Origin of the sequence: Micromonospora sp. NPDC051141, from assembly GCF_044455765.1 — a bacterium.
GTDB lineage: Bacteria > Actinomycetota > Actinomycetes > Mycobacteriales > Micromonosporaceae > Micromonospora.
The window spans coordinates 216,948-239,226 of sequence record NZ_JBITFD010000012.1 but is presented as its reverse complement, the minus strand read 5'-3'; the positions used below and the strand labels follow the sequence as shown (position 1 = coordinate 239,226).

The window sequence follows — 22,279 nt, the reverse complement described above, 5'->3', positions numbered from 1 at the left end:
GTTGCCAAATCGGATCCCCGTTTCCGGCGCGTCGGTGGGTGAGCGGTGCGCGATCTTCAGTAGGCATCCTAGGAGCCTGGGTGGGGGTCGACGAGCCGATCTCAGGCCGGCCCACCTGCGAATCCTGGCCGAAGAACGAGTGTCCGGCATCCGACTGTCTGACCGCCGACCGCGTTACGGTAACTCCGCGTGGTCATTCGCTACCGTAGCGGCGTGACGAGACGAGCCGCGGAGATCCGCCTGGACGCGCTGCTGCGCACGGCCTGTGAGGTGATCGCGGAACGAGGGCTCGCCAACACGCGTACCGCCGACGTGGCGGAGGCCGCCGGGGTCAGCCAGGCTCTGGTCTTCTACCACTTCGCCACCAAGGACCGCCTGCTCGCGCAGGCGTTCGCGTACGCGGTCGAGCAGGATCTGGCCCGCCTGGACGCGGTGCTCCGCTCCGCCGCGCCGCCGCTGGCGAAGCTACGCCGGATGCTGCGCCTCTACGCGCCGACCGGCCGCGCCGCATCCTGGTCGATCTGGATCGACGGCTGGTCCGAGTCGCTGCGGACGCCGGAGTTGGAGAAGCTCTCCCGCCGCCTCGACCTGCGCTGGCGGCAGGACCTGGCGACGGTGATCGCCGACGGGGTCGCCGACGGCACCTTCGCCTGCCCCGACCCGGCCGGCGCGGCCTGGCGGATCAGTGCCGTGATGGACGGCCTGGCGGTGCAGCTCTCGGTGCACGAACGGGTGATCACCCGCCGGCAGATCGCCGAGTGGATCCGCCTGGTCGCCGCCCGCGAGCTGAGCCTGGAGCCCGGCCAACTGGACTGAGCCGGCACCAACCCCGGCCGGCTGAACGAGCCCGACAGCGGGCCCGACAGCAGGCCGGCCGGCTGGATCGGACCGGCGGCCGGGCCCGGCCGTCTACCAGGGGGTGAGGGACGGCCGGGCCCGGAGTTCAGCCGGCGGACGGCTCCGCCGCGCCGGCCCGGGTCAGGCGGGCCCGCACCCGGTCCCGGGCCGGCGGGTGGACGTTCGCGGCGGACAGGTCGCCCCGGTAGTGGGCCAGCACGCGGTGGTCCATCACGCGCCGCCAGACCGGCGGCAGCAGCGCGGCGACCACCATGGTCGCGTAACCGGCCGGCAGTTGCGGCGACGCGTCGAAGCTGCGCAGCGCCTGGTAGCGGCGCAGCGGATTGGCGTGGTGGTCGCTGTGCCGCTGGAGCTGGAAGAGGAAGACGTTGGTGACGACCCGGTCGCTGTTCCAGCTGTGCCGGGGGTCGACCTTCTCGTAGCGGCCGGCGGCGGTGCGCTGCCGGGCCAGGCCGTAGTGCTCCAGGTAGTTGACGGCCTCCAGCAGGGAGAAGCCGACCACCGCCTGGAGCACGAGGAAGACCAGCACGCCGGGCCCGAACACGGTCGCCAGCACGCCGAAGAGCAGCACGGTCAGGGCCCAGGCGTTGAGCACGTCGTTGCGCCAGGTCCACGGGCTGCGCCCGCGCAGCCGGAAGCGGCCGGCCTCCAACCGCCAGGCCGAGCGCAGGCTGCCGGCGACGGTGCGCGGCCAGAACGCCCAGAACGACTCGCCGAGGCGCGAGCTGGCCGGGTCCTCGGGCGTGGCGACCCGGGTGTGGTGCCCCCGGTTGTGCTCGACGTGGAAGTGCCCGTACCCGGTCGGCGCCAGCGCGATCTTCGACAGCCGGCGTTCCGCCCGCTCCCGCTTGTGCCCCAGCTCGTGGGCGGTGTTGATGGCGATGCCGTCGACCACCCCGACGGTGGCGACCAGGCCGGCGGCGGCCGGCCAGGAGAGCCGGCCGCCGGCCCACACCGCGCAGCAGAGCACCAGGGCCGCGTACTGGGCGGGCAGCCAGAGGTAGGTGAGCCAGCGGTAGTAGCCGTCGGCCTGCAACGCCGGCACCGCCGCCTCGGGCGGGTTCGCCCGGTCGTCGCCGATCATCAGGTCGACGAGCGGGATGGCGCCGAAAACCACCGCCGGGGTGAGCCACCAGGCCCAGCCGGACCCGGTGGCCTGCCAGAGCGACCAGGCCAGGAACGGCAGCGTCGGCACGAGCAGCGCGAGCGGCCAGAGCGGCCTGCGGGGGTCCCGCCACGGAACGGTGTCGGTACGCATCGTCGGACTCCGATCGGTTGCTCCTGCCCCGACTGTGTCAGCCGCCAGCGTGTTTTACAAGGGAAAAGTTTTTGTAAACCGAACCACCCCTACCAACCCCTGCCTTCAGTGACTGCCACCTATGCGTACGGTTATCGTGAATCATCCTCATCACAGCGTTCTCCGGCCTCCACCCCTCCGGCCGGCCCCTCCCCCGCACGCCCGCGCCGGCGGTCCGCAACGAACCCCGCCGCGCCGGTGGCCCCGGTGGCGCACGTCCGCCACGGACCGACGAACGGAGATCACGCGCATGTCGTCGCAGCCCCCCGGCTCCCCCGAGCTGACCGTGGTGATGCCGACCTACCAGGACCCGCACTGCCTGGAACTGACCCTGCGGGCGCTGGCCCGCCAGACGCTGTCACCGGACCGCTTCGAAGTCGTCGTGGTGCGCGACGGCGGATCGTCCGACGGCTACCCGCAGGCGCTGGCCGCCGGCGCCGGCCTGCGCCTGCGGCTGATCGAGCTGGCCGAGCGCCGGGGCCGCTCCGGCGTGCGCAACGAGGGCGTACGGCACGCCGCCGCGGACCTGATCGTCTTCCTCGACGCCGACTCCTGGTCGATGCCCGACCTGCTGGAGCGGCACCTGACCCACCACCGCACGCCGGGCGCGGCCCCGGTGCTGATCGGCCGCCGGGACGACATCGGGCTGGCCCACCTGCCCGCCGTGCTGCGCGACGAACCGGCGGCGATCCCCCGCCTCTCGCCGTACGCCGGCGACATGCGCTTTCCCCCCGACGGCGTGCCGGACGAGCGCCGGGACTGGCTGGCGGTCGGCTGGACCGTCGCCTACACGCACAACATCTCGCTGCCCCGCGAACTGTTCGAGCGGGTCGGCGGCTTCCGCGAGGAGTTCGCGCTCAGCTACGGCATGGAGGACATCGAGCTGTTCTACCGGGTCGACCAGGCCGGGGCGACGTTCGGGTACGACGACGACGCCCGCGTCGTCCACCTGCCGCACCACCGCAACATGGGCCGCAACTGGGCCGAGATGATGGCGAACACCCGGTCGATCATGGCGCTCTACCCCTGCCTGGAGTGGGAGTTCCTCAGCGTCATCGTGGGCCCGGAGGCGGTCAAGCGGATCCTGTTCTTCCGCTCCCTGGTACGCGCGTCCGTGGCGCGGGCGACGTGCGCCATCGGCCCCGCCGTGACAGGGCTCGCCGGTCGGCTGCCCGGACCCCGGGTGCTCTGGGTGGGCAACGGCAGCGCCGACGCCGGGCTGCCTCCGGAGGCGTTGACGTTCGACCACAGCGCGCCGGTCGGGCCGACCAATTTCCACCTGATCGGCCTCGCCCCGCCGCTGGCGCCGGGCAGCCTCGACGCGGTGGTCAGCGTGGACTTCTGGCGCTACCTGCTCTGGCCGGAGCTGTGCCAGTTCGTCAACTCGTCGCTGCTGCTGGCCGGCGAGGTGCACCTGGTCGCCACCGACGAGAGCGCGCCGGAGATGTGCGCCGTCGACCCGGAGTCGCTGGCGTACCTGCACCGGTCGCTGGCGGCCGAGTTCACCGTCGACCGGCAGGAGGTGCCGGGCCTCGGCACGGTGCTGGCGCTGCGTCCCCCGCCCGTCGACGCCGCGCCCGCGTACGCGCAGGCCGCAGCCGCCGGCTGAGGCCGGTCACCGCCACCGTCGCGGGGTCCGTCGCCGTGCGAACGACGGCGCCGGGCCCCCGGCCGGACCATCGGCGGGCTCGCCGGCGGGGCGGAGCAGGCGTCGCATCCGCAGCAACAGCCCGGCCCCGAGGAAGAGCAGCAGACCACCGAGCCCGAAGGCGGCCTGCACCACTCCGAAGCCGCCGGTCTCGGCGACCGGCCGCCCGGCCGCGCCCGGCAGCGGCGGCTCCACCACCGTCGCGTCGGTCGGCTCGTCGGCCACCGGCTCCTCGGTGGGCGGCTCCTCGCGGGGCGGGTCGGTCGGCTCGGCGCTGGTCGGCGTCGGCTCCGGCGTCGGCTCGACCGCCTCGCCCACCACCTGGCGGGAGGCGGTCCGCCGGGCCAGCAGCCGCAACTGCGGGTCGTACGCCTCGGCGGCGATGCTCACCCGGCCGCGTCCCACGTCCTCGGCGAACGCCACCCGGTAGCGGGCGGTCACCGTGCGCCCCGGGCAGAGCACCCCGGGGTCCAACTCCCGGTCGGTCAGTCGCGCGGTGTCGCCCTCGGTGCGGATCTCCAGCGGAAACGAGCCGGTCTCCTCCACCCGGTCCACCTTGACCTGGTCCAGCCGCAGGCCCTGCACCTGGAGCAGCATCGACCAGCGCACCTTGACGCAGTCGGAGCGCGCGCCCCGATCGGACCGGGACACCACCGCCGAGAGCGTCTCCACCCGGTTGCCGCCGGTGAACTCGTCCGGCAGGCCGCTCAGCTCCGTGGAGAAGGCCGCCGCCGCCCCGGCCGGCGCGGCCCCGGCGAACCCGGAACCCGCCAGGCAGGTCAGCACCAGCCCGATCCGCAGCGCGTGCCGCCACCCGCTCACCAGGACTCCTCACCTCGGTCGGTCGCGTCCACCCGCAACGCTAGGAGCGGCCCCGGTCGGCCGGTAGACGGGCGTGTTCGCACCCAACGTCAACATCGGGGGGTCGTTTCACCGACAGTGGTGAACCGGTCACGACCGCCCGCCGACACGCCCGGGATCGGCCGTGCGACACAATCTCCGGGTGTCCGAGCTGTCCGCCGCCTTCGTCCGGCTGCACGCGCGTCTCGCCCCGGTCGCCTTTGTCCCCGAGGTGCGGCTGCACCAGGCCGACGAGCCGATCGGGCTATGGGAGCTGACCGAGGGCGAGTTCCGCAGCAGCCAACCGCCGCCGTTCTGGGCCTTCGCCTGGGCCGGCGGGCAGGCGCTCGCCCGGTACGTGACCGACCATCCGGAGCTGGTCGCCGGCCGCCGGGTGCTCGACCTCGCCGCCGGCTCCGGTCTGGTCGCCATCGCCGCCGCCCGGGCCGGCGCCGCCGCCGTCCGGGCGGTCGAGGTGGACGAGCGGGCCGTCGCGGCCGTCGCGCTCAACGCCGAGGCCAACGGGGTACGCGTCGACGCCGAGTTCGGCGACGTGCTCGACGCCGACGCCGGGGACGCCGAGGTGGTGCTGGCCGGCGACGTGTTCTACAGCGAGGCGATGGCCCGGCGGATGCTGCGCTTCCTGCTCCGGGCCGCCCGGTCCGGCGCGCGGGTGCTGGTGGGCGACCCGGACCGGGCGTTCCTGCCCCGCGAGCGCTTCCACCGGTTGGCCGGGTACGACGTGCCGGTGTCCGAGGCGCTGGAGAGCGTCCGGGTCAAGCACACCACCGTGTGGGAGCTGGACCCGAACCCGCCCGGCGCCCGCCGCTGACGCCTGCCGGGGCGTTAGGCGAGGGCCCGCCTCGACCGGAGGCGTTAAGGAGGGGCCCGCCTTACTGCTCAGCCGCTCTCCTCGGCCCAGGCCCGCCAGTCGTCGAGGACGCCGTAGAGCGCCGGGGTGAGCCAGCCCGGCGCGGACCTGCGGAACACGCCCGGGTCCATCCCGCCGGCGCCGGCGGGCACCGCGCCGAGCAGGTTCGGCACCAGCTCGGACAGGTTCAGCCAGTGCACCAGCTCCGGCTCGGTCGGCCAGGCGCCGATCACCACGCCGGCCGGCACGGCCCGCCGCTCCAGCGCCTCCAGCGTCAGCGCGGTGTGGTTGAGCGTGCCGAGCCCGGCCCGCGCCACCACCACGGCCGGCGCGCCCAGCGACACCGCCAGGTCGGCCACCGTCCAGGGCTCGCCGGACGGCCGCAGCCCCATCGGCACGAGCAGCCCGCCGGCTCCCTCGATCAGCACCAGGTCGTGCTTGTCGACCTCCTCGCGGACCGCGTCGACCGCGTTGTACAGCTCCAGCGGCGGCAGCTCGGCGACCCGGGCCGCGGCCAGCGGGGCGAGCGGGTCCGGGTAGCTGGCCAGCGTCCGGCCGGTGAGCGGGGCGGCCAGCCGGGTCACCGAGTCGACGTCACCGGGCTCGCCGGTGGCGGTGCCGGTCTGACCGGGCTTGACCACCGCCACCCGCAGCCCGGCCGCCTGGGCGGCGGCGGTGACGGCCGCGGTCACCACGGTCTTGCCGATCCCGGTGTCGGTGCCGGTCACCAGCACCGCGCCGGTCCAGCCGTCGCTCATGAGTCCTCCGTCCGGGACTGCGGGGCACACGCCACGATCACGTCCAGGGCCCGTTCGAAGTCCGCCCGGTCGACTCCGGCGCCGATGGTCAGGCGCAGCCGGGAGCGGCGGTCCGGCGTGGACGGCGGACGGAAGCAGCCGACCGCCACGCCCCGGTCGCGGCAGGCCGCCGCCCAGGCGGTCGCCGCCTCCGGGCCGGGCGCGGTCACCGACACCACCGCCGCGTCGGGGGCGGACACGGGCAGGCCCGCCGCGCCCAGCCGGCGCACCGCCAGCGCGACCCGGTTGGTCAGCTCGGCGCGGAGCGCGTCGCCGTCGCGGGCCAGCCGCACGGCGGCCCGCACCCCGGCCACCACCGCCGGTGGCGGCGCGGTGTCGAAGATGAACGTGCGGCCGGTCTCCACCAGGTGGCGGACGAACTCCGCCGGCCCGGCGACCACCCCGCCGGCCCCACCGAGCGCCTTGGACAGGGTCGCGGTGACCACCACGTCGGGCGCGCCGGCCAGGCCGGCCGCGGCCACCCCGCCGGCGCCGGCCGGGCCGGTGACGCCGAGCGCGTGCGCGTCGTCGACGAGCAGCAACGCGCCGTGCCGGCGGGCCACCGCGTGCAGTTCCGCGAGCGGCGCCACGTCGCCGTCGACGGAGAAGACCGACTCGGTCACCACCACGGCCGGCCGGCCCGGCGCGGCGGCCAGCGCGGCGGCCACCGCGGCCACGTCCCGGTGCGGCGTCACCAGCGTCTCGGCGCGGGAGATCCGACAGCCGTCGATCAGCGAGGCGTGGTTGTGCGCGTCGGAGACGAGCAGCGTACGCGGCTGGGTCAGGCCCCGGACGGCGGCGAGGTTGGCCAGGTAGCCGGAGGAGAAGACCAGCGCCCGGTCGACGCCGAGCCAGGCGGCCAGGTCGTCCTCCAGCGCGTGGTGCAGGTCGGTGGAGCCGCGCACCAGTCGTGACCCGGTGGCGCCCAGCCCGTACCGGGACAGGGCCGTCGCGGCGGCGGCGGTGACCTCCGGGTGGGTGGCCAGGCCGAGGTAGTCGTTGCCGGCCAGGTCGACGACGTCGTCGTCGGCCGTGCGGGGACGCAGCGTGCGGGTCAGGCCCGCCTCGGCCCGCTGTTCGGCGCTGCGGTCGAGAGCCGCCAGCCAGTCCGCCACCGCACCGTCCCCTCCCGCCGACCGCCCGCCCCGCCGGGCGCTTCCGCCGGGCGAAGTTACCACCCGGGCGGGCGACCCCGGCGTGGCGTGGTCCCGGCTCGCCGGGCCGCTCACGACGGTTTCCCGCGCTTCCGGCGGCCTGTTAGGTTACGAGCCATGCCAGAGATCCTCGACCAGGCCCGGACCCGGGTGCTGGAGAACGGCGTCGGCCTCGACGAGGCCGGCATCCTCGCCGTGCTGAACCTGCCCGACGAGCACCTGCCGGCCGCGCTCCAACTCGCCCACGAGGTCCGGATGCGGTGGTGCGGCCCGGAGGTCGAGGTCGAGGGCATCGTCTCGCTGAAGACCGGCGGCTGCCCGGAGGACTGCCACTTCTGCTCCCAGTCCGGCCTGTTCACCTCGCCGGTCCGGTCGGTCTGGCTGGACATCCCGGCGCTCGTCGAGGCCGCGAAGCAGACCGCCGCGACCGGGGCCACCGAGTTCTGCATCGTGGCCGCCGTCCGCGGCCCGGACGCCCGGTTGATGGCGCAGATGCGCGCCGGCGTGGCCGCGATCCGCGAAGCGGTCGACATCCAGGTCGCCGCCTCGCTCGGCATGCTCACCCAGGAGCAGGTCGACGAGCTGGCCGCGATGGGCGTGCACCGGTACAACCACAACCTGGAGACCTGCCGCTCCTACTTCCCGAACGTGGTCACCACGCACTCCTGGGAGGAGCGCTGGGAGACGCTGCGGATGGTCCGCGAGTCCGGCATGGAGGTCTGCTGCGGCGGCATCCTCGGGCTCGGCGAGACGGTGGAGCAGCGGGCCGAGTTCGCCGCGCAGCTCGCCGAGTTGGACCCGCACGAGGTGCCGCTGAACTTCCTCAACCCGCGCCCCGGCACGCCGTTGGGTGACCGGCCGGTGGTCGAGGGCAAGGACGCGCTGCGGGCCATCGCCGCGTTCCGGCTGGCCATGCCGCGCACCATCCTCCGGTACGCGGGCGGTCGCGAGCTCACCCTGGGGGATCTGGGCACCCGCGACGGCCTGCTCGGCGGCATCAACGCGGTCATCGTCGGCAACTACCTGACCACGCTGGGTCGGCCGGCCACCGACGACCTGCAACTCCTGACCGACCTGAAGATGCCGGTGAAGGCGCTCTCGGCGACCCTGTGAGGCGACGGTGACGAAGCTGGTCCGACCCGACGCGCCGGCGGCCGGTGACGCCGACGCGGCCCACCGCGCCGGCACGGCCCACCGCGCCGACACGGCCGACGACGCCGGCGCGGTGACGCGCTGGTGTGACCGGTGCGGCGAGTCGGTGGCCGCCGGCCCGCACCCGGCCTGCGCGGCGGCGCGGGCGTGGGAGCCGCCGCGCTGGTGCGCGTCCTGCCGCCGGCGGATGAAGGTGCAGGTCGTGCCGGCCGGATGGTCGGCGGTCTGTGTCGAGCACGGCGAGCGGCGGGGCTGACGCGATGCTGCGCGGGCGGACGGTGACGCTGCGGCCGGCGACGGACGCCGATGTGGTCGCGCTGGCCGCGATCCGCGCCACCCCGGAGGTGCGCCGCTGGTGGCGGGGCGGCGACGACCTGGCCGAGGCGGTCCGCGCCGACCTGGCCGACGACGCGCTGGCCGTCTTCGTGATCGAGCACGAGGGCCGGCTGGTCGGCGCGATCCAGTGGTACGCGGAGACCGACCCCGACTACCGCCATGCCAGCCTGGACATCTTCCTCGACCCGGAGGCACGCGGCGCCGGGCTGGGCGGGGACGCGATCCGGACGCTGGCCCGGCACCTGGCCGACGAGTACGGCCACCACCGCTTCACCATCGACCCGGCGGCGGCGAACACGGCCGCGATCCGGGCGTACGCGAAGGTGGGTTTCCGGCCGGTGGGCATCATGCGGCGCTACGAGCGGGGCGCCGACGGGCGCTGGCACGACGCCCTGCTGATGGACCTGCTCGCCGACGACCTGGCCGACTGAGCCGGCGGCGCCACACCGACGGACGTGCCCGGCACCGCACGGTGCCGGGCACGCCCCGGTGGTCAGCGATCCGTCAGCGTTGCAGGGTCAACACACCCGGCCGCCACGGCAGCAGGTTGTAGTCGCCGCTCGCGCTGGGGTTCTTGCCCTGGTACAGCAACTGGAGGTTGCACGCGTCGACGGTCTTGGTCTGGTCGGGGTTGTTGCGGACCAGGTCACCGTGGCTGATGTCGTTGGTCCACGTCGCGCCGCTGTTGGCCTTGCCCGCGAACGGGTTGCTCTCGGTGGCCGCGTTCGGGGTCCACGAACCGCCCAGGCTGGTGGCCGTGAACGAGCGGAAGTAGCGCTGCCCCTGGCTGCCGATCGCCTCGACGAGCATCAGGTACTGGTTCTGGCCCTGCACCTTGTAGACCTCGACGCCCTCGAACAGGTTGTTCGTCGAGTCGGTCATGACCGTCGTGTAGCTCGAACCGAAGCTGCCCGGGAAGTTCCCGAGCGGCATGCTCGACCGGTAGATCTTGCCGTTGTCCCCGGCGAAGAAGAGGTACATGTTCTGGTCGTCGCCGATGAGCGTCTGGTCGATGACGCCGTACGGGGCGTCGGGGAGGGTCGCGGTGGAGAGCGTCTGCGCCGCGGACCAGCCGTTGGCGTTGGTCGGGTCACTGGACGTCTTGTAGCTGAACGACGTCGGGCCCCACTGGTACGCCAGCACCCAGATGTTCTTCGGGGCGAAGTAGAGCAGCGTGGGCGCCACCGTGCCCTGGCTCATCCCGGTCTGGCTGGCCGAGGCCATGTCGGACCAGTTGGTGAACAGGCCGAAGTTCATCGAGCCGTACTGTCCGCTGCCGTTGACGTTCGACGCGTAGACCAGGTGCTTGCCGTTGTAGACCACGTTGGTGAAGTCCTTGACCGAGACCCAGCCGTTCGCCGGGTTCGCCAGCGCGCCGGTCGACGACCAGCGGTAGGACGACGGCAGCGCGCAGCCGCTCGGCGGCGGCGTGGTGGTGGGCGGCGGCGTGGTCGGCGGCGGCGTGGTGGTGCCGAAGTCGGTCCGCCACTGCTGGTTGGTCTGCCCGTGGCAGTCGTAGAGCTGGATCTGCTGGCCGTTGCCGGTGCCCCAGACGTCCAGGCAGCGGCCGGACTGCACGCCGCTGATGGTGCCGTTGGAGTTGATGTTCCACTGCTGGTTCGGCTGACCGTTGCAGTCGTAGATGATGATGCCGGTGCCGTTCGCGGTGCCCGCGCCGTTCGCGTCGAGGCACTTGCTTCCGTACACCATCAGCTGCTTGCTGCTGGTGTAGGTCCACTGCTGGTTCGACTGACCGTTGCAGTCGTAGAGCTGGACCCGGGTGCCGTTGGTCTGCGTGGCGTTGGGCACGTCGACGCACCGGCCCGACTGCACGCCGACGATCCGGCCGCTGCCACCGGACGGCGGCGGGGTGGTTGGCCCGGAGGTCGGCGTCGCGGTCGGCGAGGTGGTCGGGGCCGCCGCGTTGAGCGCGTTGAGGACCGAGGTGTACGCGGCCTTCTTGTTGCCGCTGCCGTCGAAGAGCAGCGGGCTCTCACCGGAGCGCCACGAGTCGCTGTCGCGCACGCCCCACACCGTGATGCCGATGCAGCGCGGCACGTTCATGCAGGCCTGGGTCAGGCCGGCGTACTGGCTGGTGGAGGCGTTGGTGACGTCGGCCTCGGTGAGCGCCACGTCCACGCCGAGCGCCGCGAAGCTGGACAGCGTGGTCTGGAAGTTGCTCGGCAGCGAGCTGCCGCCGGTGAAGTGGGTCTGGAGACCGACGCAGTCGATCGGCACGCCCCGGGACTTGAAGTCCTGGATCATCCGGTAGACGCCCTGCGTCTTGCCGTACGACCAGTTCTCGATGTTGTAGTCGTTGTAACAGAGCTTCACCGACGGGTCGGCCGCCCGCGCGGTGCGGAACGCCACCTCGATCCAGTCGTTGCCGGTGCCCTGGAGGTTCGAGCTGCGGCGGCTGCCGTCCTCGTTGAACGCCTCGTTCACCACGTCCCACGCGGCGAGCTTGCCCTTGTAGTGGGCCATCACCCCGTTGATGTGGTTGATCATCGCGCTGCGCAGCGCGCTGCCGCTCAACCGCTGCATCCAGCCCGGTTGCTGGGCGTGCCAGGCCAGCGTGTGACCGCGCACCTTCAGGCCGCGCTGGGTGGCCCAGTTGTAGATCTGGTCGCCGGAGTTGAAGTTGAACTGGTTCTGGTTCGGCTCCGTCGCGTCCGGCTTCATCTCGTTCTCGGCCGTGATCATGTTGAACTCACGCGCCGCGATCGTGCTGTACGTCGAGTCACCGAGCCGGCCGGCCGCGATCGCCGTGCCGAAGTACCGGCCCGACTGCGCGGCGGCCGCGCCGAGCGTGCTCGCCGCGGCGTTCGCCGACGGCATCATCACCGCGACCGCGGCCACCGTCACGACGCTGACCGCTCCGGCGAGCAGCGCTCGGACGGCGGGCGACCGCCGCCGTCGGGTCCCGCCGCGAGCAGCGGATGGGCTCATTGCCACCGTGGCCTCCTTACTGGCCAACACCCGAGCCGTCTGGGCGGGGACGACTGGACGTCAAGGTTGAGGTATCTAATTCCTTCGATGTTTTCATCGACCGAGCGGGCGGACAATATGTTTCGGAAAAGTTTCGGTAGATTTCCGGACCGCGTGCACGGTCGGTCACCACATGTGATGACCGACCGCGCACGCCGGACCGGTGGTCAGGAGACGGTGCAGGCGCTCCCGTTGAGCGTGAAGCCGGTCGGCCTCGGGTTCGTGCCGGTGTGGGTGCCGTTGAAGCCGAAGCTCGTCGACGCCCCCGCCGCCAGCGTCCCGTTGTAGGCGAGGTTCGAGGCGGTCACCGCCGTGCCGCTCTGGGTGACGTTCGCCGACCACCCCTGCCCGACCTTCTGCCCGGTGCTCGGGAACGTGAAGGCGAGCGTCCAACCGTTGATCGCGCTGGTGCCGGTGTTGGTGACCGTGACGTTCGCGGTGAACCCGGTGTCCCAGGTGTTCGCCGTCCAGGTCACCGCGCAGCCGCCGCCGGTCGGCGCGGCCGTGGTGGTGACCGTGACGCCGGGCGAGGCCGGCGAGACGTTGCCGGCCGCGTCCACCGCGACCACGGTGAACGTGTACGCGGTGGAGGCGGTCAGCCCGGTCACCGCCAGCGTGGTGCCGGTGGTGGAGCCGACCAGCACGGTCCCGCCCCGGTAGACCCGGTACCCGGTGACCCCGACCGCGTCGGTGGCCGGACCCCAGGTCAGGGTGAGCCCGGTCGGGCCGACCGCCGACGCGGTGGGCGTGCCGGGCGCGGTCGGCGGCGTGGTGTCCGGCGCCGGGGCGGCCGGCGTGGTGACGGCCAGCGCCGCCGAGGCCACCGACCGGTTGCCGGCGCCGTCGACCGCGCGCACGGTGAACTGGTACGTCCGCTCCGGCGTCAACCCGCTGACGGCGAGCGTGGCGCCGGTGGCCGCGGTGACGACCGGGTCGGCGCCGGCCGAGGTCCGGGTCACCTCGTAGCCGGCCAGGCCGCTGCCGCCGGTGTCGGTGGCGGCGGCCCAGGTCAGCGTCAGGCCGGTGGCCGTGACGCCGGAGGCGACCGGGGTGCCGGGGGCGGTCGGCGCGGTGGTGTCCGGAGTGGCCGGGCCGGGCTCGTCGCCCCACACCCGCACGCCGCCGGAGTAGAGCGGCACCTTACGGTTCGGCCCGGCGGTTGCCTGGTACGACGGGTCGTTCGTCGGGTCCCAGGTGCCGCCCTCCGGCACACCGATCTTGAACTGCACCTCCATCCGGTGCTGCGACTGCCCGGCCGGCGCGATGGTGTAGCCGGTGCAGTCGACCTCGACGTACCAGATGTCGCCGGAGAACTGCTTCGCCGTCGACGGCGACGGGCAGCCCTGGGTGTAGCCGGGCGTGACGGTCACCGGGCCGGTGCCGTCGGGCCGGAAGTAGTACCGGAACTTTCCGGTGGTCAGCGCGCGGGCCGGGAACGCCGACTTGTTGTAGATGATCGCCTTGAGCCCGGTGGCCCGCGGCTCGGCCTGCATCACCGTGGTCTCCACGGTCAGCTCGTCCATGTCCGGCGTCTCGGCGGTCGGGAAGCCGGCGCGCGGGCTGCCGCCGTACTCGTTCGTCAGCCGGGCCAGCGCGGAGGTGAAGCCGGCGTTGTAGTCGGTGGCCACCTCGTTCATCACGTAGTCCGACCGGCTGTCGGTGTACGCGTCGTTGGCCGCCGACGGGCCGCCGACCAGCGCGCCGTAGAGCACGTGCCGGGTCTCGACCGGCACCGTCTGGCTGTCCCACCAGGAACCGTGCGCGGTGCGGTGGTGCGGGTTCTTCGGGGAGTTGGTCCCGAACCCGATCAGGTAGCTGGAGTTGCGCGGGTTGTCGCCGAGCGCGTAGTTGACCTGCCGGACCGCGAAGTCGTGGTAGCGCGCCTTACGCGTCGCGTCGGTGGTCTTGTCGCTGTAGACAAGCGCGGCGAACGCGGTGTTGGCGGCGTAGCGCAGCGCGCCCCACGAGTCGAGCACCGCCATCCCGCCCGGCGAGTACGGCACCTTCTGCCCGTTGACGCCCACGGTCCAGTAGTCCAACCAGCGGTTCGCGTCGTCGACGTACTTCTGCTTGCCGGTCAGGTTGGCCAGCAGCACGTACGCGCCGAACTGCTTGTTGTCCCAGGCGATCGTCCACTTGTAGGAGCGGGTGGTGGACTGCGGCTCGGTGCCGAGCTTGTCGTACTCGCTCTCCGCCTTGGCCAGGTAGGTCGCGTCGCCGGTGGCCCGGTACAGCCACGTCGCGCCCCAGACCAGCTCGTCCTGGTAGCCGCTCCAGGACTTGTAGAACGACGCCGCGTCGGTGATGCACTCGCTGTACGACTTCCGCACCGTGTCGGCGAACGTGTAGAGCTGCTTGGCGTGGCCCAGCAGCTTGTCCGCGTAGGCGGCGTCGGTGGGGCGGAACACCATCGACGAGGCGGCCATCGCCGCCGCCGTCTCGCCGGCCAGGTCCGCGCCACCGCAGCTCGCGTCGATCTTGTACGCGGGCCGCGCCATCGGCAGCACCTCGGCCGGCCCCCACCACTTGTGGTCGTCGTCGCCCTTGCCGACCTGGCCGTAGAGGACGTTCGGCGCGGGGTGCGCCTTGACGAAGTAGTCGTTGACGAAGCGCAGGTTGTTCAGCAGGTGGGTGAGCTGGCCGGAGGCGACGTAACCGTCCCGGTACTCGACCGCGCCCCAGGCCAGCATGGTGGTGCTGAACGCCATCGGGAAGCCGAACTTCACGTGGTCGCCGGCGTCGTACCAGCCGCCGGTCAGGTCGACGCCGACGTCGGCGCCGTCGGTCAACGCCGAGTCGCCCCGCCAGGAGACCCGGTTCCAGGACGGCTTGCGGCCGGACTGCTGCGCCTCGTAGAAGAACAGCGACTTCTGCAACGCCTCGGCGTAGTTGTACGTGGCCGCGGCCTGCGCGGTCGGGGCGGACGCGGCAGCCGGCGCGGCGGCGGCCGGCAGCGGCACGGTGGTGGCCAACGCGGCCACCAGCGCGGCGCCGGCCGCGAGCAGCCGGCGGGACGGGCGACCGCGCGGCGGCGGGGTCGGTCGGGGCATGGCGAGCTCCTGTGGGCGATGGGCTGCCGCACGGCGGCACGACGCGGCGAAAGAACGCTGCCGGTCGGCCGCCGTGCGGCGGTGGTGGTGGGGTGGACCGTGGAGGCGCGGGAGCGCTCCCATGGATGGTTGACAATGTAATCTCGCCGCCGCCGGTTTGGGAAGACGGCCGGGAGCGAGGCGGGTCGGTCGGAAGGTCAGCCGCGGAGCTCGGCCCAGGCGGTGAAGCGGTCTTCGAGGTCCGCCGGGCACCGGCCGCCGTCCAGTTCGGCCAGCTCCTCGGCCGCGGTCCCCCGCAGGGCCAGGAGGTATACCCGCAGCTCGGCCTTCCGCTCGCGGTAGCGCGCGAGGAGGTTCAGTTTCGCCGTCGAGCACGGCCAGGCCACCCCGCAGGCGCGGCAGCGCCAGGTGGGCCGCGACGGGACGTGGTCGGCGGGGCCGGGGCGGCGGGCCATCACACGAGAGCGCCGACGCGCGGGCGGCGCTGCGACACCGGCGGCGGCGGGGTCAGCACGCGCACTCCGCCCCACCGCAGGAACAGAGACCGGCGGGCGGTCGCGTTGCCGTCCGGGCCGAGCTGGTAGACGTCGGCCCACAACCAACCGTCGTACGTCGTCCAGTCCAGCACCCGGATCAGCCGGACCGTGATCGGCCGGGCGAACTGCGGCGACGCCTCCCCGGTCAGGTGCAGGACGTCGCCAGCGCGCAGCGCGGGCACCTCCGGCCGGCGGCGGCGCGGCGCGGTCACCGGTTCTCGCCCGGTCGCGGGAAGAGCGTCGTCGCGGCCGGCGACGACAGCCAGCGCGACGACGGAACGCGGTGCGGCCGGACCGGCGGCGGGGTCGGCTGCGGGTTGGGGGTCGGCTTCTCCTCGGGCACGGACACGCCCTCCTCTCGGGTGGAAATGGAAGAGGACCGCCCCGCGCTGACGCCTGCCGGCCGAGGCGGTCCCCTGACTGACACGGTCGCCGGGTCTCGGGGTCCCTGCCGGCCGCGCCGTCTGTCCTTCCACCCTGGACGCACACCCCTTACGCCCGGAATAGTGATTGCCTGATCGCGGAGTGTGGGGGCCGGACGCGGGTTCCCGAAGAAATGCGTGGAGCATTGCGGAAGGGCGTGGAAGCCGTGGGAATCTCGCCGTCTGAGTACCTACTACGCGAGCTACGGCGGCGGCGCACGGCCGCCGGGCTGACCCAGGCCCAACTGGGCGAGCGGATCTTCTGCTCGGACTCGCAGGTGAGTGCGATCGAGACAGGCACGAAGCCGCCGACGTTGCCGTTCCTTGCCGCCGTAGATGAGGCGTTGACGACGGGTGGGTACTTCGCGACGCTCTGGGAAGAGCTGGTCAAGGGCGATGCTGCGCCGGTATGGCTCCGCGAGTGGATCGAGATTGAACGCGAAGCGACGGCGCTTCGCTGGTACGAACACGCCTTCGTGCCCGGCCTTCTTCAGACCGAGGCGTACGCGCAGGCGACATTCCGCGCGGCGCGAGTGCCGCTGCCGGAGCTTGACCAGCGCGTGTCGGCGAGGTTGGAGCGGCAAAATGTCCTCGACCGCGTGCCAGCTCCACAGCTCTTCGTGGTTCTGGACGAGATGGTCGTCCGCCGGGCCTGCGGTGGTGCTGATGTGATGGCCGAGCAGGTCGAGTACCTGATGACCTGCGCGGAGCAGCCCCATATTCAGTTGCGTATCGTGCCGCTGTCCGCTGGCATCTACTCCGGGCTGGCCGGAGCGTTCATCCTGGCTGACCTACCCGACGGATCGCGGGCCGGCTACGTCGACAATCAGTTGGCAGCGCAGATCGCAGGTCAGCCGGATCCAGTTGTTGGCCTGGGATTGTCGTGGGACGCGGTTCGGGGCGAAGCCCTCCCGCTCGGGCAGACACTCGACATACTCAAGGAGGCGGCGAAGACATGGACAACATGACGGGTGCTCATTGGCGGAAGTCGTCCCGCTCGTCCACCAACGGTGGGGCCTGCGTGGAGGTCGCCGACAATCTTCCCGGCGTCGTCGGCGTACGGGACTCGAAGGACTCGACCGGCCCGACGCTCGCCTTCGAGCCGGCGTCCTGGCGGGCGTTCGTCGCCCAGATCGCCGAGCGCGGCTGACCGAACCGGCCCCGAGAGCGGCCCCGGACCCGTGCGGCCCGGGGCGCCCTGCCGCCGGGCCTGCGGTGCTCCGGCGTGATGGCCGAGCAGGTCGAGCACCTGATGACCTGCGCGGAGCAGCCCCATATTCAATCGCGTGCCGCTGTCCGCTGGCACCCAATCCGGGCTGCCAGAAGCATTCATCCCGGCTGACCCCGACATACTTCAGGAAGCGGCGAACCTCTGCCGATCTTGGACTTGTGGCACATCCGATTTCACACCGGATCGGACATTTCCTGGCACCACAAGTCCATGATCGACGAAGCCCTCAACTTGAGCCCGCCGCACTTCCGAGTCGAGCGGGTGATCATGAGGTTGACGGCGGTGTTGATCTCCGTTGACGCCGCCAACTTCATGATCACCTCTCTGTCCCACCGCTTGTCCGCCCAGCGGAGCCCCCGCAGGCGTGATCAAGGAAGACATGGACAACATGACCCCAGGTTGCCGAGCGCGGCTGACCGAACCGGCTCCGAGAGCGCCCCGGACCCGTACGGCCTGGGGCGCTCTGCCATGTCAGGCGGACGCCGACGTCGGCATCCGCCGAGCCTGGTGGCTGGCGGCGTCTTCTCGGCGGGCAGGTAGCGGCGGACGAAACGTCAGCTACCTGCCCGCCGGGGACACGAACGGGGCCCCCGCACCGGAGGCCCCGTTCGTGTCACCGTCCCCCGCATCGGAGGTCGGTCAGGGTGGCGCCGCATCGGCGCCGGTGTCGGCTCCCCGCCGGGCCCCGTCGACGTGCCGCGCCGTTGCGGCTCGCCGAGTGGACCCGGCCGGGCTGCCGTCAGCTCTAACCCGGCCGCTGCGCCGGCAGGCCCGCCACGACGTCCCGGCCGGGCCACGCCGGTCGGACGGCTTCCGGCCCTCGGCCGGCCGGCACGCCCACCCGGCCGGCGGGGGTCAGCGGCAACGTCGCGGTCAGCACGCCGCCGTCGCGCTCCAGCGTCACCGGCCGGTCCAGCCGGCGCAGCGTCCGCAACATCGGCGTGTTCTCCGCCTGCACGTGCAGCAGCACCGCTGCGCAACCGGCCCGGCCGGCGTGCCCGAGCAGCCGACGCAGCAGCGCCGAGCCGAGGCCCCGCCGCTGCCAGTCGTCCCGGACCAGCAGCGCCGCCTCGGCCTCGTCGCCCTCGCCGAGCAGGTTGGCCATCGCCACGACCGGCTCCGCCGCCCCGCCGGAGCCCGCCGTGGCGAGCAGGGTCACCCCCCGCGCCGGTTCGAGCAGCCGACGCAGCCGGGCCGGCGACGGGTACGCGCCGCTCAGGTAGCGCCGCTGCCGGCTCCGCTCCGAACAACCGACGTGCAGTTCGCGTACGGCCGGCACGTCGTCGGCGGTGGCCGGGCGCACCGACACCTCCCCGCCGTCCGGCAGCACCAGCGTGACCCGGTGGGTGTCCCGGCGGTCCAGCGTCGCCGCCAGCTCGACCAGGGCCTGCGCCCGGGCGTACTCGGCCGGGGTGAAGCTCGGCTCCCGACGGCGCAGCTCGTAGGCGCCGCCCGCCGGGTCGGCGAGCAGCATCGTGGTGCCGCCCACGCCGCCCGGCGCGGCGGTGGACGTCGGACGCCAGGTCACCGCGTCGGCACCCAGCAGCGTCCGCAGCGCCGCGCCGGGGCCCTCCGGATCGCGGAGCAGCCGACCGGCCAGACCGAGCACCCGGGTCGGCTCGTCGGCCAGCCCACGCGCCTCGCTGCGGGCCACCCAGCAGTCCCGCCCCCGGCCCCGCTCGACCGCGGCCCGCAGGTCGGCCTCGGTGATCTGCTCGGGCGCGTCGACCAGGAAGTCGTCGACGGCGCCGACCTCGGTGGTGTGCACCTGCACGGTGAGGATGTTGACCCCGCGCAACGCGAGGCTCGCCGTGAGCACCGACAGGTAACCCGGCCGGTCGTCCACGGTGGCTCGGATCCGCCACAGCGCCATGGTTGTCTCCCTTCCTCACCACCGACCATGCCGGTCGCCTGTTGCGTGCCCGTTGCCCCGGGGTGACACCCCGCCACCGGGTCAGGTGACGGTGGTCACCGGCGGCGCGCCCACCAGGTCCAGCCGGTCACCGAGGATCACCGCGCTGGCGCGGACGAGTTGGGCGAGCCGGTCCACCTCGGTGGCGTGGAACGCGGCGGCCGAGAGTGGCTCGCCGTGGTCGCGGGAGACCACCAGCACCAGCCCGGCCCGGCCGAACGGCGCCACCGCGTAGTGGTGCCCCTCCGGGCTGGTCAGCGCGCGGGCGCGCAGCGGGGTCACCTCGGGCAACCGGGGCGGCGTCGGGGTCCGCCAGCTCGCGTGCCCGACCGTGGCCGAGCCGGCCCCACCGGGACGCGCGGCCCAGTCCAGCGGCACCACGGCGGCCACCGCCCAGTCCGCGGCGAGCAGGCCGGGCACGGCGTCGACCAGGGTGGCCACGCCGTCGATCGGGTTCGCCGCCACCTGGGCCAGCAGCTCCGCGTCCTGACCGGTGGTGGTCGGCGTGCCGATCGCCCGCCACACCCCGTCCACCCGGACGCCGGGGATCGCGGCCAGCCCGGCGAGCAGCCGTTCCACCCGCGCCGCGCCCGGCCAGACCACGGTGAAGTCGTCGACCGCCCGCCCACCGAGCCGCTCCAGGACCACCACCTGGACGATGTCCGCCCCGGAGACACCGAGTGTCCGGGCCACCTGGCCGAGCGTGCCCGGTCGGTCGGGCAGGGTCACCCGAACTCTCAGCAGCATGTCTGATCCCCTCCGCTCGGCGGGCCGGCGCGTGGCCGGCAGGCTGTTCCCAGCCTGCCGGCCGGCCGTTTCGTCCCCGTTGCCGCGGCATGTCCCGCCGGGAAAATCCGACCTTGACAACAAAGCTGAGCTGCCGTCGACTATCCGGATGACCGATCCGGCCGTCGACGCCCCCCGGCCACCGACCGGTCCGGCCCCGCGCGGGCTCGACCTCGACCGACTCGCCGCCCACCTGGCCACCCACCGGCCCGAGCTGGCCGGGCCGCTCTCCGCGCGGCTGATCGCCGGCGGCAAGTCCAACCTGACCTACCTGCTGCGCGCCGGCGACCGCGAGGTGGTGCTGCGCCGGCCCCCGCTCGGGCACGTGCTGGCCACCGCGCACGACATGGCCCGGGAACACCGGGTGATCTCGGCGCTGGCCCCGACCGGCGTGCCGGTCCCCGAGGCGCTGCTGCTCTGCGCCGACGAGAGCGTCATCGGCGCGCCGTTCTACCTGATGGCCCACGTCGACGGCGAGGTCTACCGGCGGCGCGAGCAGACCGACGCGCTCACCGCCGGCCAGCGGCGTGACCTCGCCATGGCGATGATGGACACGCTCGCCACGCTGCACCGGGTGGAGCCGGCCGAGGTCGGGTTGGCCGACTTCGGCCGCCCCGAGGGTTACCTGGCCCGGCAGGTCCGGCGCTGGGCCGGGCAGCTCGACCGTTCCCGTAGCCGCCCGCTGCCCGGCATCGACGAGCTGCGCGACGCGCTGGCCGGCAGCGTGCCGGAGGGCGCGAACGCGGGCCGGATCGTGCACGGCGACTACCGGCTGGACAATTTGCTCGCCGCCGTCGACCCGGTGACGGTGCGGGCGGTGCTCGACTGGGAGATGGCCACGCTGGGTGACCCGCTGGCCGACCTCGGCCTGCTGCTGACCTACTGGGACGTGCTGGGCGACAGCGACCACGCCGAGGGCAACCCGGTGGCCGACGGCATCGGTCCCCGGGCCGGCTTCCCCACCGGCGCCGAGCTGATCGACCGCTACGCCGGCCGCAGCGACGTCGACGTCGGCCCGTTGCACTGGCACGTGGCGCTCGGCTGTTTCAAGCTGGCGGTGATCTGCGAGGGCATCCACTACCGGCACACCCTCGGGCAGACGCTGGGCGAGGGTTTCGACCGGATCGGCGAGATGGTGGCGCCGCTGGTCGCGCACGGTCTGCACGCGGTGAGGGAGAAGTGATGGAGTTCGCGTACGACGACCGCACGGTCGAGCTGCGGCAGCGGTTGGAGGCGTTCCTCACCGAGTGCGTCTACCCGGCCGAGCCGGTGCACCACGAGCAGGTGCTCGCCGCCGGCGACCCGTGGGCCCGACCGCCGGTGATGGCCGAGCTGAAGGCCGAGGCCAAGGCCCGGGGCCTGTGGAACCTGTTCCTGCCGGACGCGCGCTACGGCGCCGGCCTGACCAACCTCCAGTACGCGCCGCTGGCCGAGCTGACCGGCCACAGCCCGCACCTGGCCCCGGAGGCGCTGAACTGCGCCGCGCCGGACACCGGCAACATGGAGCTGCTGGCCGAGTTCGGCTCCGACGCGCAGCGGGAGCGCTGGCTCGCGCCGCTGCTGGACGGCACGATCCGGTCCGCCTTCTGCATGACCGAGCCGGAGGTCGCCTCCTCCGACGCGACGAACATCGCCACCCGGATCACCCGCGACGGCGACCACTACGTGGTCGACGGCCGCAAGTGGTGGTCGTCCGGGGCGATGGACCCGCGCTGCGAGATCTTCATCGTGATGGGCAAGACCGACCCGGACGCCGACCGGCACCGCCAGCAGAGCATGATCCTGGTCCCCCGGGACACCCCGGGCGTGACGGTACGCCGCGGGATGACCGTCTTCGGCTACTCCGACGCCCCGCACGGCGGGCACGCCGAGATCGACTTCACGGGTGTCCGGGTGCCGGTGGAGAACCTGGTCGGTGCCGAGGGCACCGGCTTCGCCATCGCCCAGGCGCGGCTCGGTCCGGGGCGGATCCACCACTGCATGCGGCTGGTCGGCATGGCCGAACGGGCGCTGGAGCTGCTCTGCCGCCGCGCCCTGGACCGGGTGGCGTTCGGCCGCCCGCTCGCCGAGCAGGGCGTGGTGCGGGAGTGGATCGCCGAGTCCCGGGTCCGGATCGAGCAGGCCCGACTGCTGGTGCTCAAGACCGCCTGGCTGATGGACACCGTGGGCAACAAGGGCGCGCACACCGAGATCCAGGCCATCAAGATCGCTACCCCGGCGATGGCCGAGTGGGTGATCGACAAGGCGATCCAGGCGTACGGCGGGGCCGGCGTCAGCCAGGACACCCCGCTCGCCGCGCTCTGGGCCCAGGCCCGCACGCTGCGCCTGGCCGACGGCCCCGACGAGGTCCACCGCGCGTCCCTCGCCCGCCGCGAACTCCGCCGCTGGTCCTGACCCACCC

21 protein-coding genes are annotated in these 22,279 nt (G+C 73.3%); 10 read left to right on the top strand and 11 right to left on the bottom strand.

What is annotated here, in order from left to right:
• Nucleotides 1-213: 213 nt before the first annotated feature.
• Complete coding sequence (locus ACIA6B_RS23240) at nt 214-816, top strand: TetR/AcrR family transcriptional regulator (RefSeq protein ID WP_396776226.1); 603 nt, start codon at nt 214-216, stop codon at nt 814-816.
• Between the two features lie 127 nt (nt 817-943).
• On the opposite strand, the gene ACIA6B_RS23235 is transcribed toward ACIA6B_RS23240, so the two are convergent.
• On the bottom strand, nt 944-2,116 hold the full coding sequence (locus ACIA6B_RS23235; protein ID WP_396776224.1) for an alkane 1-monooxygenase: 1,173 nt from the start codon (nt 2,114-2,116) through the stop codon (nt 944-946).
• A 289-nt stretch (nt 2,117-2,405) separates the two neighbouring features.
• Between ACIA6B_RS23235 and ACIA6B_RS23230 the strand changes: the two genes are divergently transcribed.
• Nucleotides 2,406-3,764 carry a glycosyltransferase family 2 protein gene (locus ACIA6B_RS23230; RefSeq protein WP_396776222.1) on the top strand — a complete coding sequence of 453 codons (1,359 nt, stop codon included), beginning with the start codon at nt 2,406-2,408 and terminating at the stop codon, nt 3,762-3,764.
• A 6-nt stretch (nt 3,765-3,770) separates the two neighbouring features.
• Here ACIA6B_RS23230 and ACIA6B_RS23225 read toward each other — a convergent pair whose 3' ends face one another.
• Nucleotides 3,771-4,625, bottom strand: coding sequence for a hypothetical protein (locus ACIA6B_RS23225; protein WP_396776220.1), 855 nt, complete (start codon nt 4,623-4,625; stop codon nt 3,771-3,773).
• Nucleotides 4,626-4,806: 181 nt separating this feature from the next.
• Between ACIA6B_RS23225 and ACIA6B_RS23220 the strand changes: the two genes are divergently transcribed.
• A complete protein-coding gene (locus ACIA6B_RS23220; protein WP_396776217.1) occupies nt 4,807-5,475 on the top strand; it encodes a class I SAM-dependent methyltransferase in 669 nt (222 codons plus the stop codon).
• Nucleotides 5,476-5,543: 68 nt separating this feature from the next.
• Here ACIA6B_RS23220 and bioD read toward each other — a convergent pair whose 3' ends face one another.
• Nucleotides 5,544-6,272, bottom strand: coding sequence for a dethiobiotin synthase (gene bioD / locus ACIA6B_RS23215; protein WP_281935178.1), 729 nt, complete (start codon nt 6,270-6,272; stop codon nt 5,544-5,546).
• Complete coding sequence (locus tag ACIA6B_RS23210; RefSeq protein ID WP_396776214.1) at nt 6,269-7,426, bottom strand: 8-amino-7-oxononanoate synthase; 1,158 nt, start codon at nt 7,424-7,426, stop codon at nt 6,269-6,271. The genes bioD and ACIA6B_RS23210 overlap by 4 nt, the downstream gene beginning before the upstream one ends.
• A 156-nt stretch (nt 7,427-7,582) precedes the next feature.
• Here ACIA6B_RS23210 and bioB point away from each other — a divergent pair, with 156 nt between their 5' ends.
• The 3 genes from bioB to ACIA6B_RS23195 all read left to right on the top strand — a co-directional run bounded on the left by bioB (nt 7,583) and on the right by ACIA6B_RS23195 (nt 9,384).
• Nucleotides 7,583-8,578 (top strand): biotin synthase BioB, encoded by a 996-nt coding sequence (bioB, locus tag ACIA6B_RS23205; RefSeq protein WP_281935182.1) that lies wholly within the window; start codon nt 7,583-7,585, stop codon nt 8,576-8,578.
• A 112-nt stretch (nt 8,579-8,690) separates the two neighbouring features.
• On the top strand, nt 8,691-8,873 hold the full coding sequence (locus tag ACIA6B_RS23200) for a hypothetical protein (RefSeq protein ID WP_281936254.1): 183 nt from the start codon (nt 8,691-8,693) through the stop codon (nt 8,871-8,873).
• Nucleotides 8,874-8,877: 4 nt separating this feature from the next.
• The gene (locus ACIA6B_RS23195) at nt 8,878-9,384 is read left to right on the top strand and encodes a GNAT family N-acetyltransferase (RefSeq protein WP_396776250.1); all 507 of its coding nucleotides are present in this window, start codon (nt 8,878-8,880) and stop codon (nt 9,382-9,384) included.
• A 73-nt stretch (nt 9,385-9,457) separates the two neighbouring features.
• Here the strand turns inward: ACIA6B_RS23195 and ACIA6B_RS23190 are convergent, their stop codons facing one another.
• The 5 genes from ACIA6B_RS23190 to ACIA6B_RS23170 all read right to left on the bottom strand — a co-directional run bounded on the left by ACIA6B_RS23190 (nt 9,458) and on the right by ACIA6B_RS23170 (nt 15,876).
• Nucleotides 9,458-11,908, bottom strand: coding sequence for a non-reducing end alpha-L-arabinofuranosidase family hydrolase (locus tag ACIA6B_RS23190; RefSeq protein WP_396776212.1), 2,451 nt, complete (start codon nt 11,906-11,908; stop codon nt 9,458-9,460).
• 200 nt (nt 11,909-12,108) lie between these two features.
• Nucleotides 12,109-14,991 carry a glycoside hydrolase family 9 protein gene (locus tag ACIA6B_RS23185; RefSeq protein ID WP_396776210.1) on the bottom strand — a complete coding sequence of 961 codons (2,883 nt, stop codon included), beginning with the start codon at nt 14,989-14,991 and terminating at the stop codon, nt 12,109-12,111.
• Nucleotides 14,992-15,188: 197 nt separating this feature from the next.
• Nucleotides 15,189-15,446: a flavin reductase gene (locus tag ACIA6B_RS23180; RefSeq protein ID WP_396776208.1), complete on the bottom strand. Its 258-nt coding sequence runs from the start codon at nt 15,444-15,446 to the stop codon at nt 15,189-15,191.
• Complete coding sequence (locus ACIA6B_RS23175; RefSeq protein WP_396776206.1) at nt 15,446-15,739, bottom strand: hypothetical protein; 294 nt, start codon at nt 15,737-15,739, stop codon at nt 15,446-15,448. Before ACIA6B_RS23175 ends, ACIA6B_RS23180 begins: the two co-directional genes overlap by 1 nt.
• Complete coding sequence (locus ACIA6B_RS23170) at nt 15,736-15,876, bottom strand: hypothetical protein (protein WP_396776205.1); 141 nt, start codon at nt 15,874-15,876, stop codon at nt 15,736-15,738. The genes ACIA6B_RS23175 and ACIA6B_RS23170 overlap by 4 nt, the downstream gene beginning before the upstream one ends.
• Nucleotides 15,877-16,107: 231 nt before the next feature.
• On the opposite strand from ACIA6B_RS23170, the gene ACIA6B_RS23165 reads away from it, so the two are divergent.
• Together ACIA6B_RS23165 and ACIA6B_RS23160 are read left to right on the top strand one after the other, a co-directional pair.
• Nucleotides 16,108-16,917, top strand: a complete 810-nt coding sequence (locus ACIA6B_RS23165) for a helix-turn-helix transcriptional regulator (protein WP_396776203.1) — start codon at nt 16,108-16,110, stop codon at nt 16,915-16,917.
• Nucleotides 16,905-17,099 carry a DUF397 domain-containing protein gene (locus ACIA6B_RS23160; protein WP_396776201.1) on the top strand — a complete coding sequence of 65 codons (195 nt, stop codon included), beginning with the start codon at nt 16,905-16,907 and terminating at the stop codon, nt 17,097-17,099. The genes ACIA6B_RS23165 and ACIA6B_RS23160 overlap by 13 nt, the downstream gene beginning before the upstream one ends.
• Before the next feature lie 826 nt (nt 17,100-17,925).
• On the opposite strand, the gene ACIA6B_RS23155 is transcribed toward ACIA6B_RS23160, so the two are convergent.
• Both ACIA6B_RS23155 and ACIA6B_RS23150 read right to left on the bottom strand, forming a co-directional pair.
• Nucleotides 17,926-19,053 (bottom strand): GNAT family N-acetyltransferase, encoded by a 1,128-nt coding sequence (locus tag ACIA6B_RS23155; protein WP_396776199.1) that lies wholly within the window; start codon nt 19,051-19,053, stop codon nt 17,926-17,928.
• Between the two features lie 81 nt (nt 19,054-19,134).
• On the bottom strand, nt 19,135-19,839 hold the full coding sequence (locus ACIA6B_RS23150; RefSeq protein ID WP_396776197.1) for an amino acid-binding protein: 705 nt from the start codon (nt 19,837-19,839) through the stop codon (nt 19,135-19,137).
• A gap of 148 nt (nt 19,840-19,987) precedes the next feature.
• On the opposite strand from ACIA6B_RS23150, the gene ACIA6B_RS23145 reads away from it, so the two are divergent.
• Both ACIA6B_RS23145 and ACIA6B_RS23140 read left to right on the top strand, forming a co-directional pair.
• Nucleotides 19,988-21,061, top strand: coding sequence for a phosphotransferase family protein (locus ACIA6B_RS23145; RefSeq protein WP_396776195.1), 1,074 nt, complete (start codon nt 19,988-19,990; stop codon nt 21,059-21,061).
• Nucleotides 21,061-22,272, top strand: coding sequence for an acyl-CoA dehydrogenase family protein (locus tag ACIA6B_RS23140; protein ID WP_396776193.1), 1,212 nt, complete (start codon nt 21,061-21,063; stop codon nt 22,270-22,272). The genes ACIA6B_RS23145 and ACIA6B_RS23140 overlap by 1 nt, the downstream gene beginning before the upstream one ends.
• The last annotated feature ends 7 nt before the right edge of the window (nt 22,273-22,279 follow it).

Coding starts and splice junctions, on each gene's coding strand:
- ACIA6B_RS23235 (WP_396776224.1), bottom strand. CDS start 2,116: ATGCGTACCGACACCGTTCCGTGGCGGGACCCCCGCAGGCCGCTCTGG.
- ACIA6B_RS23230 (WP_396776222.1), top strand. CDS start 2,406: ATGTCGTCGCAGCCCCCCGGCTCCCCCGAGCTGACCGTGGTGATGCCG.
- bioD (WP_281935178.1), bottom strand. CDS start 6,272: ATGAGCGACGGCTGGACCGGCGCGGTGCTGGTGACCGGCACCGACACC.
- bioB (WP_281935182.1), top strand. CDS start 7,583: ATGCCAGAGATCCTCGACCAGGCCCGGACCCGGGTGCTGGAGAACGGC.
- ACIA6B_RS23195 (WP_396776250.1), top strand. CDS start 8,878: ATGCTGCGCGGGCGGACGGTGACGCTGCGGCCGGCGACGGACGCCGAT.
- ACIA6B_RS23185 (WP_396776210.1), bottom strand. CDS start 14,991: ATGCCCCGACCGACCCCGCCGCCGCGCGGTCGCCCGTCCCGCCGGCTG.
- ACIA6B_RS23180 (WP_396776208.1), bottom strand. CDS start 15,446: ATGGCCCGCCGCCCCGGCCCCGCCGACCACGTCCCGTCGCGGCCCACC.
- ACIA6B_RS23160 (WP_396776201.1), top strand. CDS start 16,905: ATGGACAACATGACGGGTGCTCATTGGCGGAAGTCGTCCCGCTCGTCC.
- ACIA6B_RS23155 (WP_396776199.1), bottom strand. CDS start 19,053: ATGGCGCTGTGGCGGATCCGAGCCACCGTGGACGACCGGCCGGGTTAC.
- ACIA6B_RS23150 (WP_396776197.1), bottom strand. CDS start 19,839: ATGCTGCTGAGAGTTCGGGTGACCCTGCCCGACCGACCGGGCACGCTC.
- ACIA6B_RS23145 (WP_396776195.1), top strand. CDS start 19,988: ATGACCGATCCGGCCGTCGACGCCCCCCGGCCACCGACCGGTCCGGCC.
- ACIA6B_RS23140 (WP_396776193.1), top strand. CDS start 21,061: ATGGAGTTCGCGTACGACGACCGCACGGTCGAGCTGCGGCAGCGGTTG.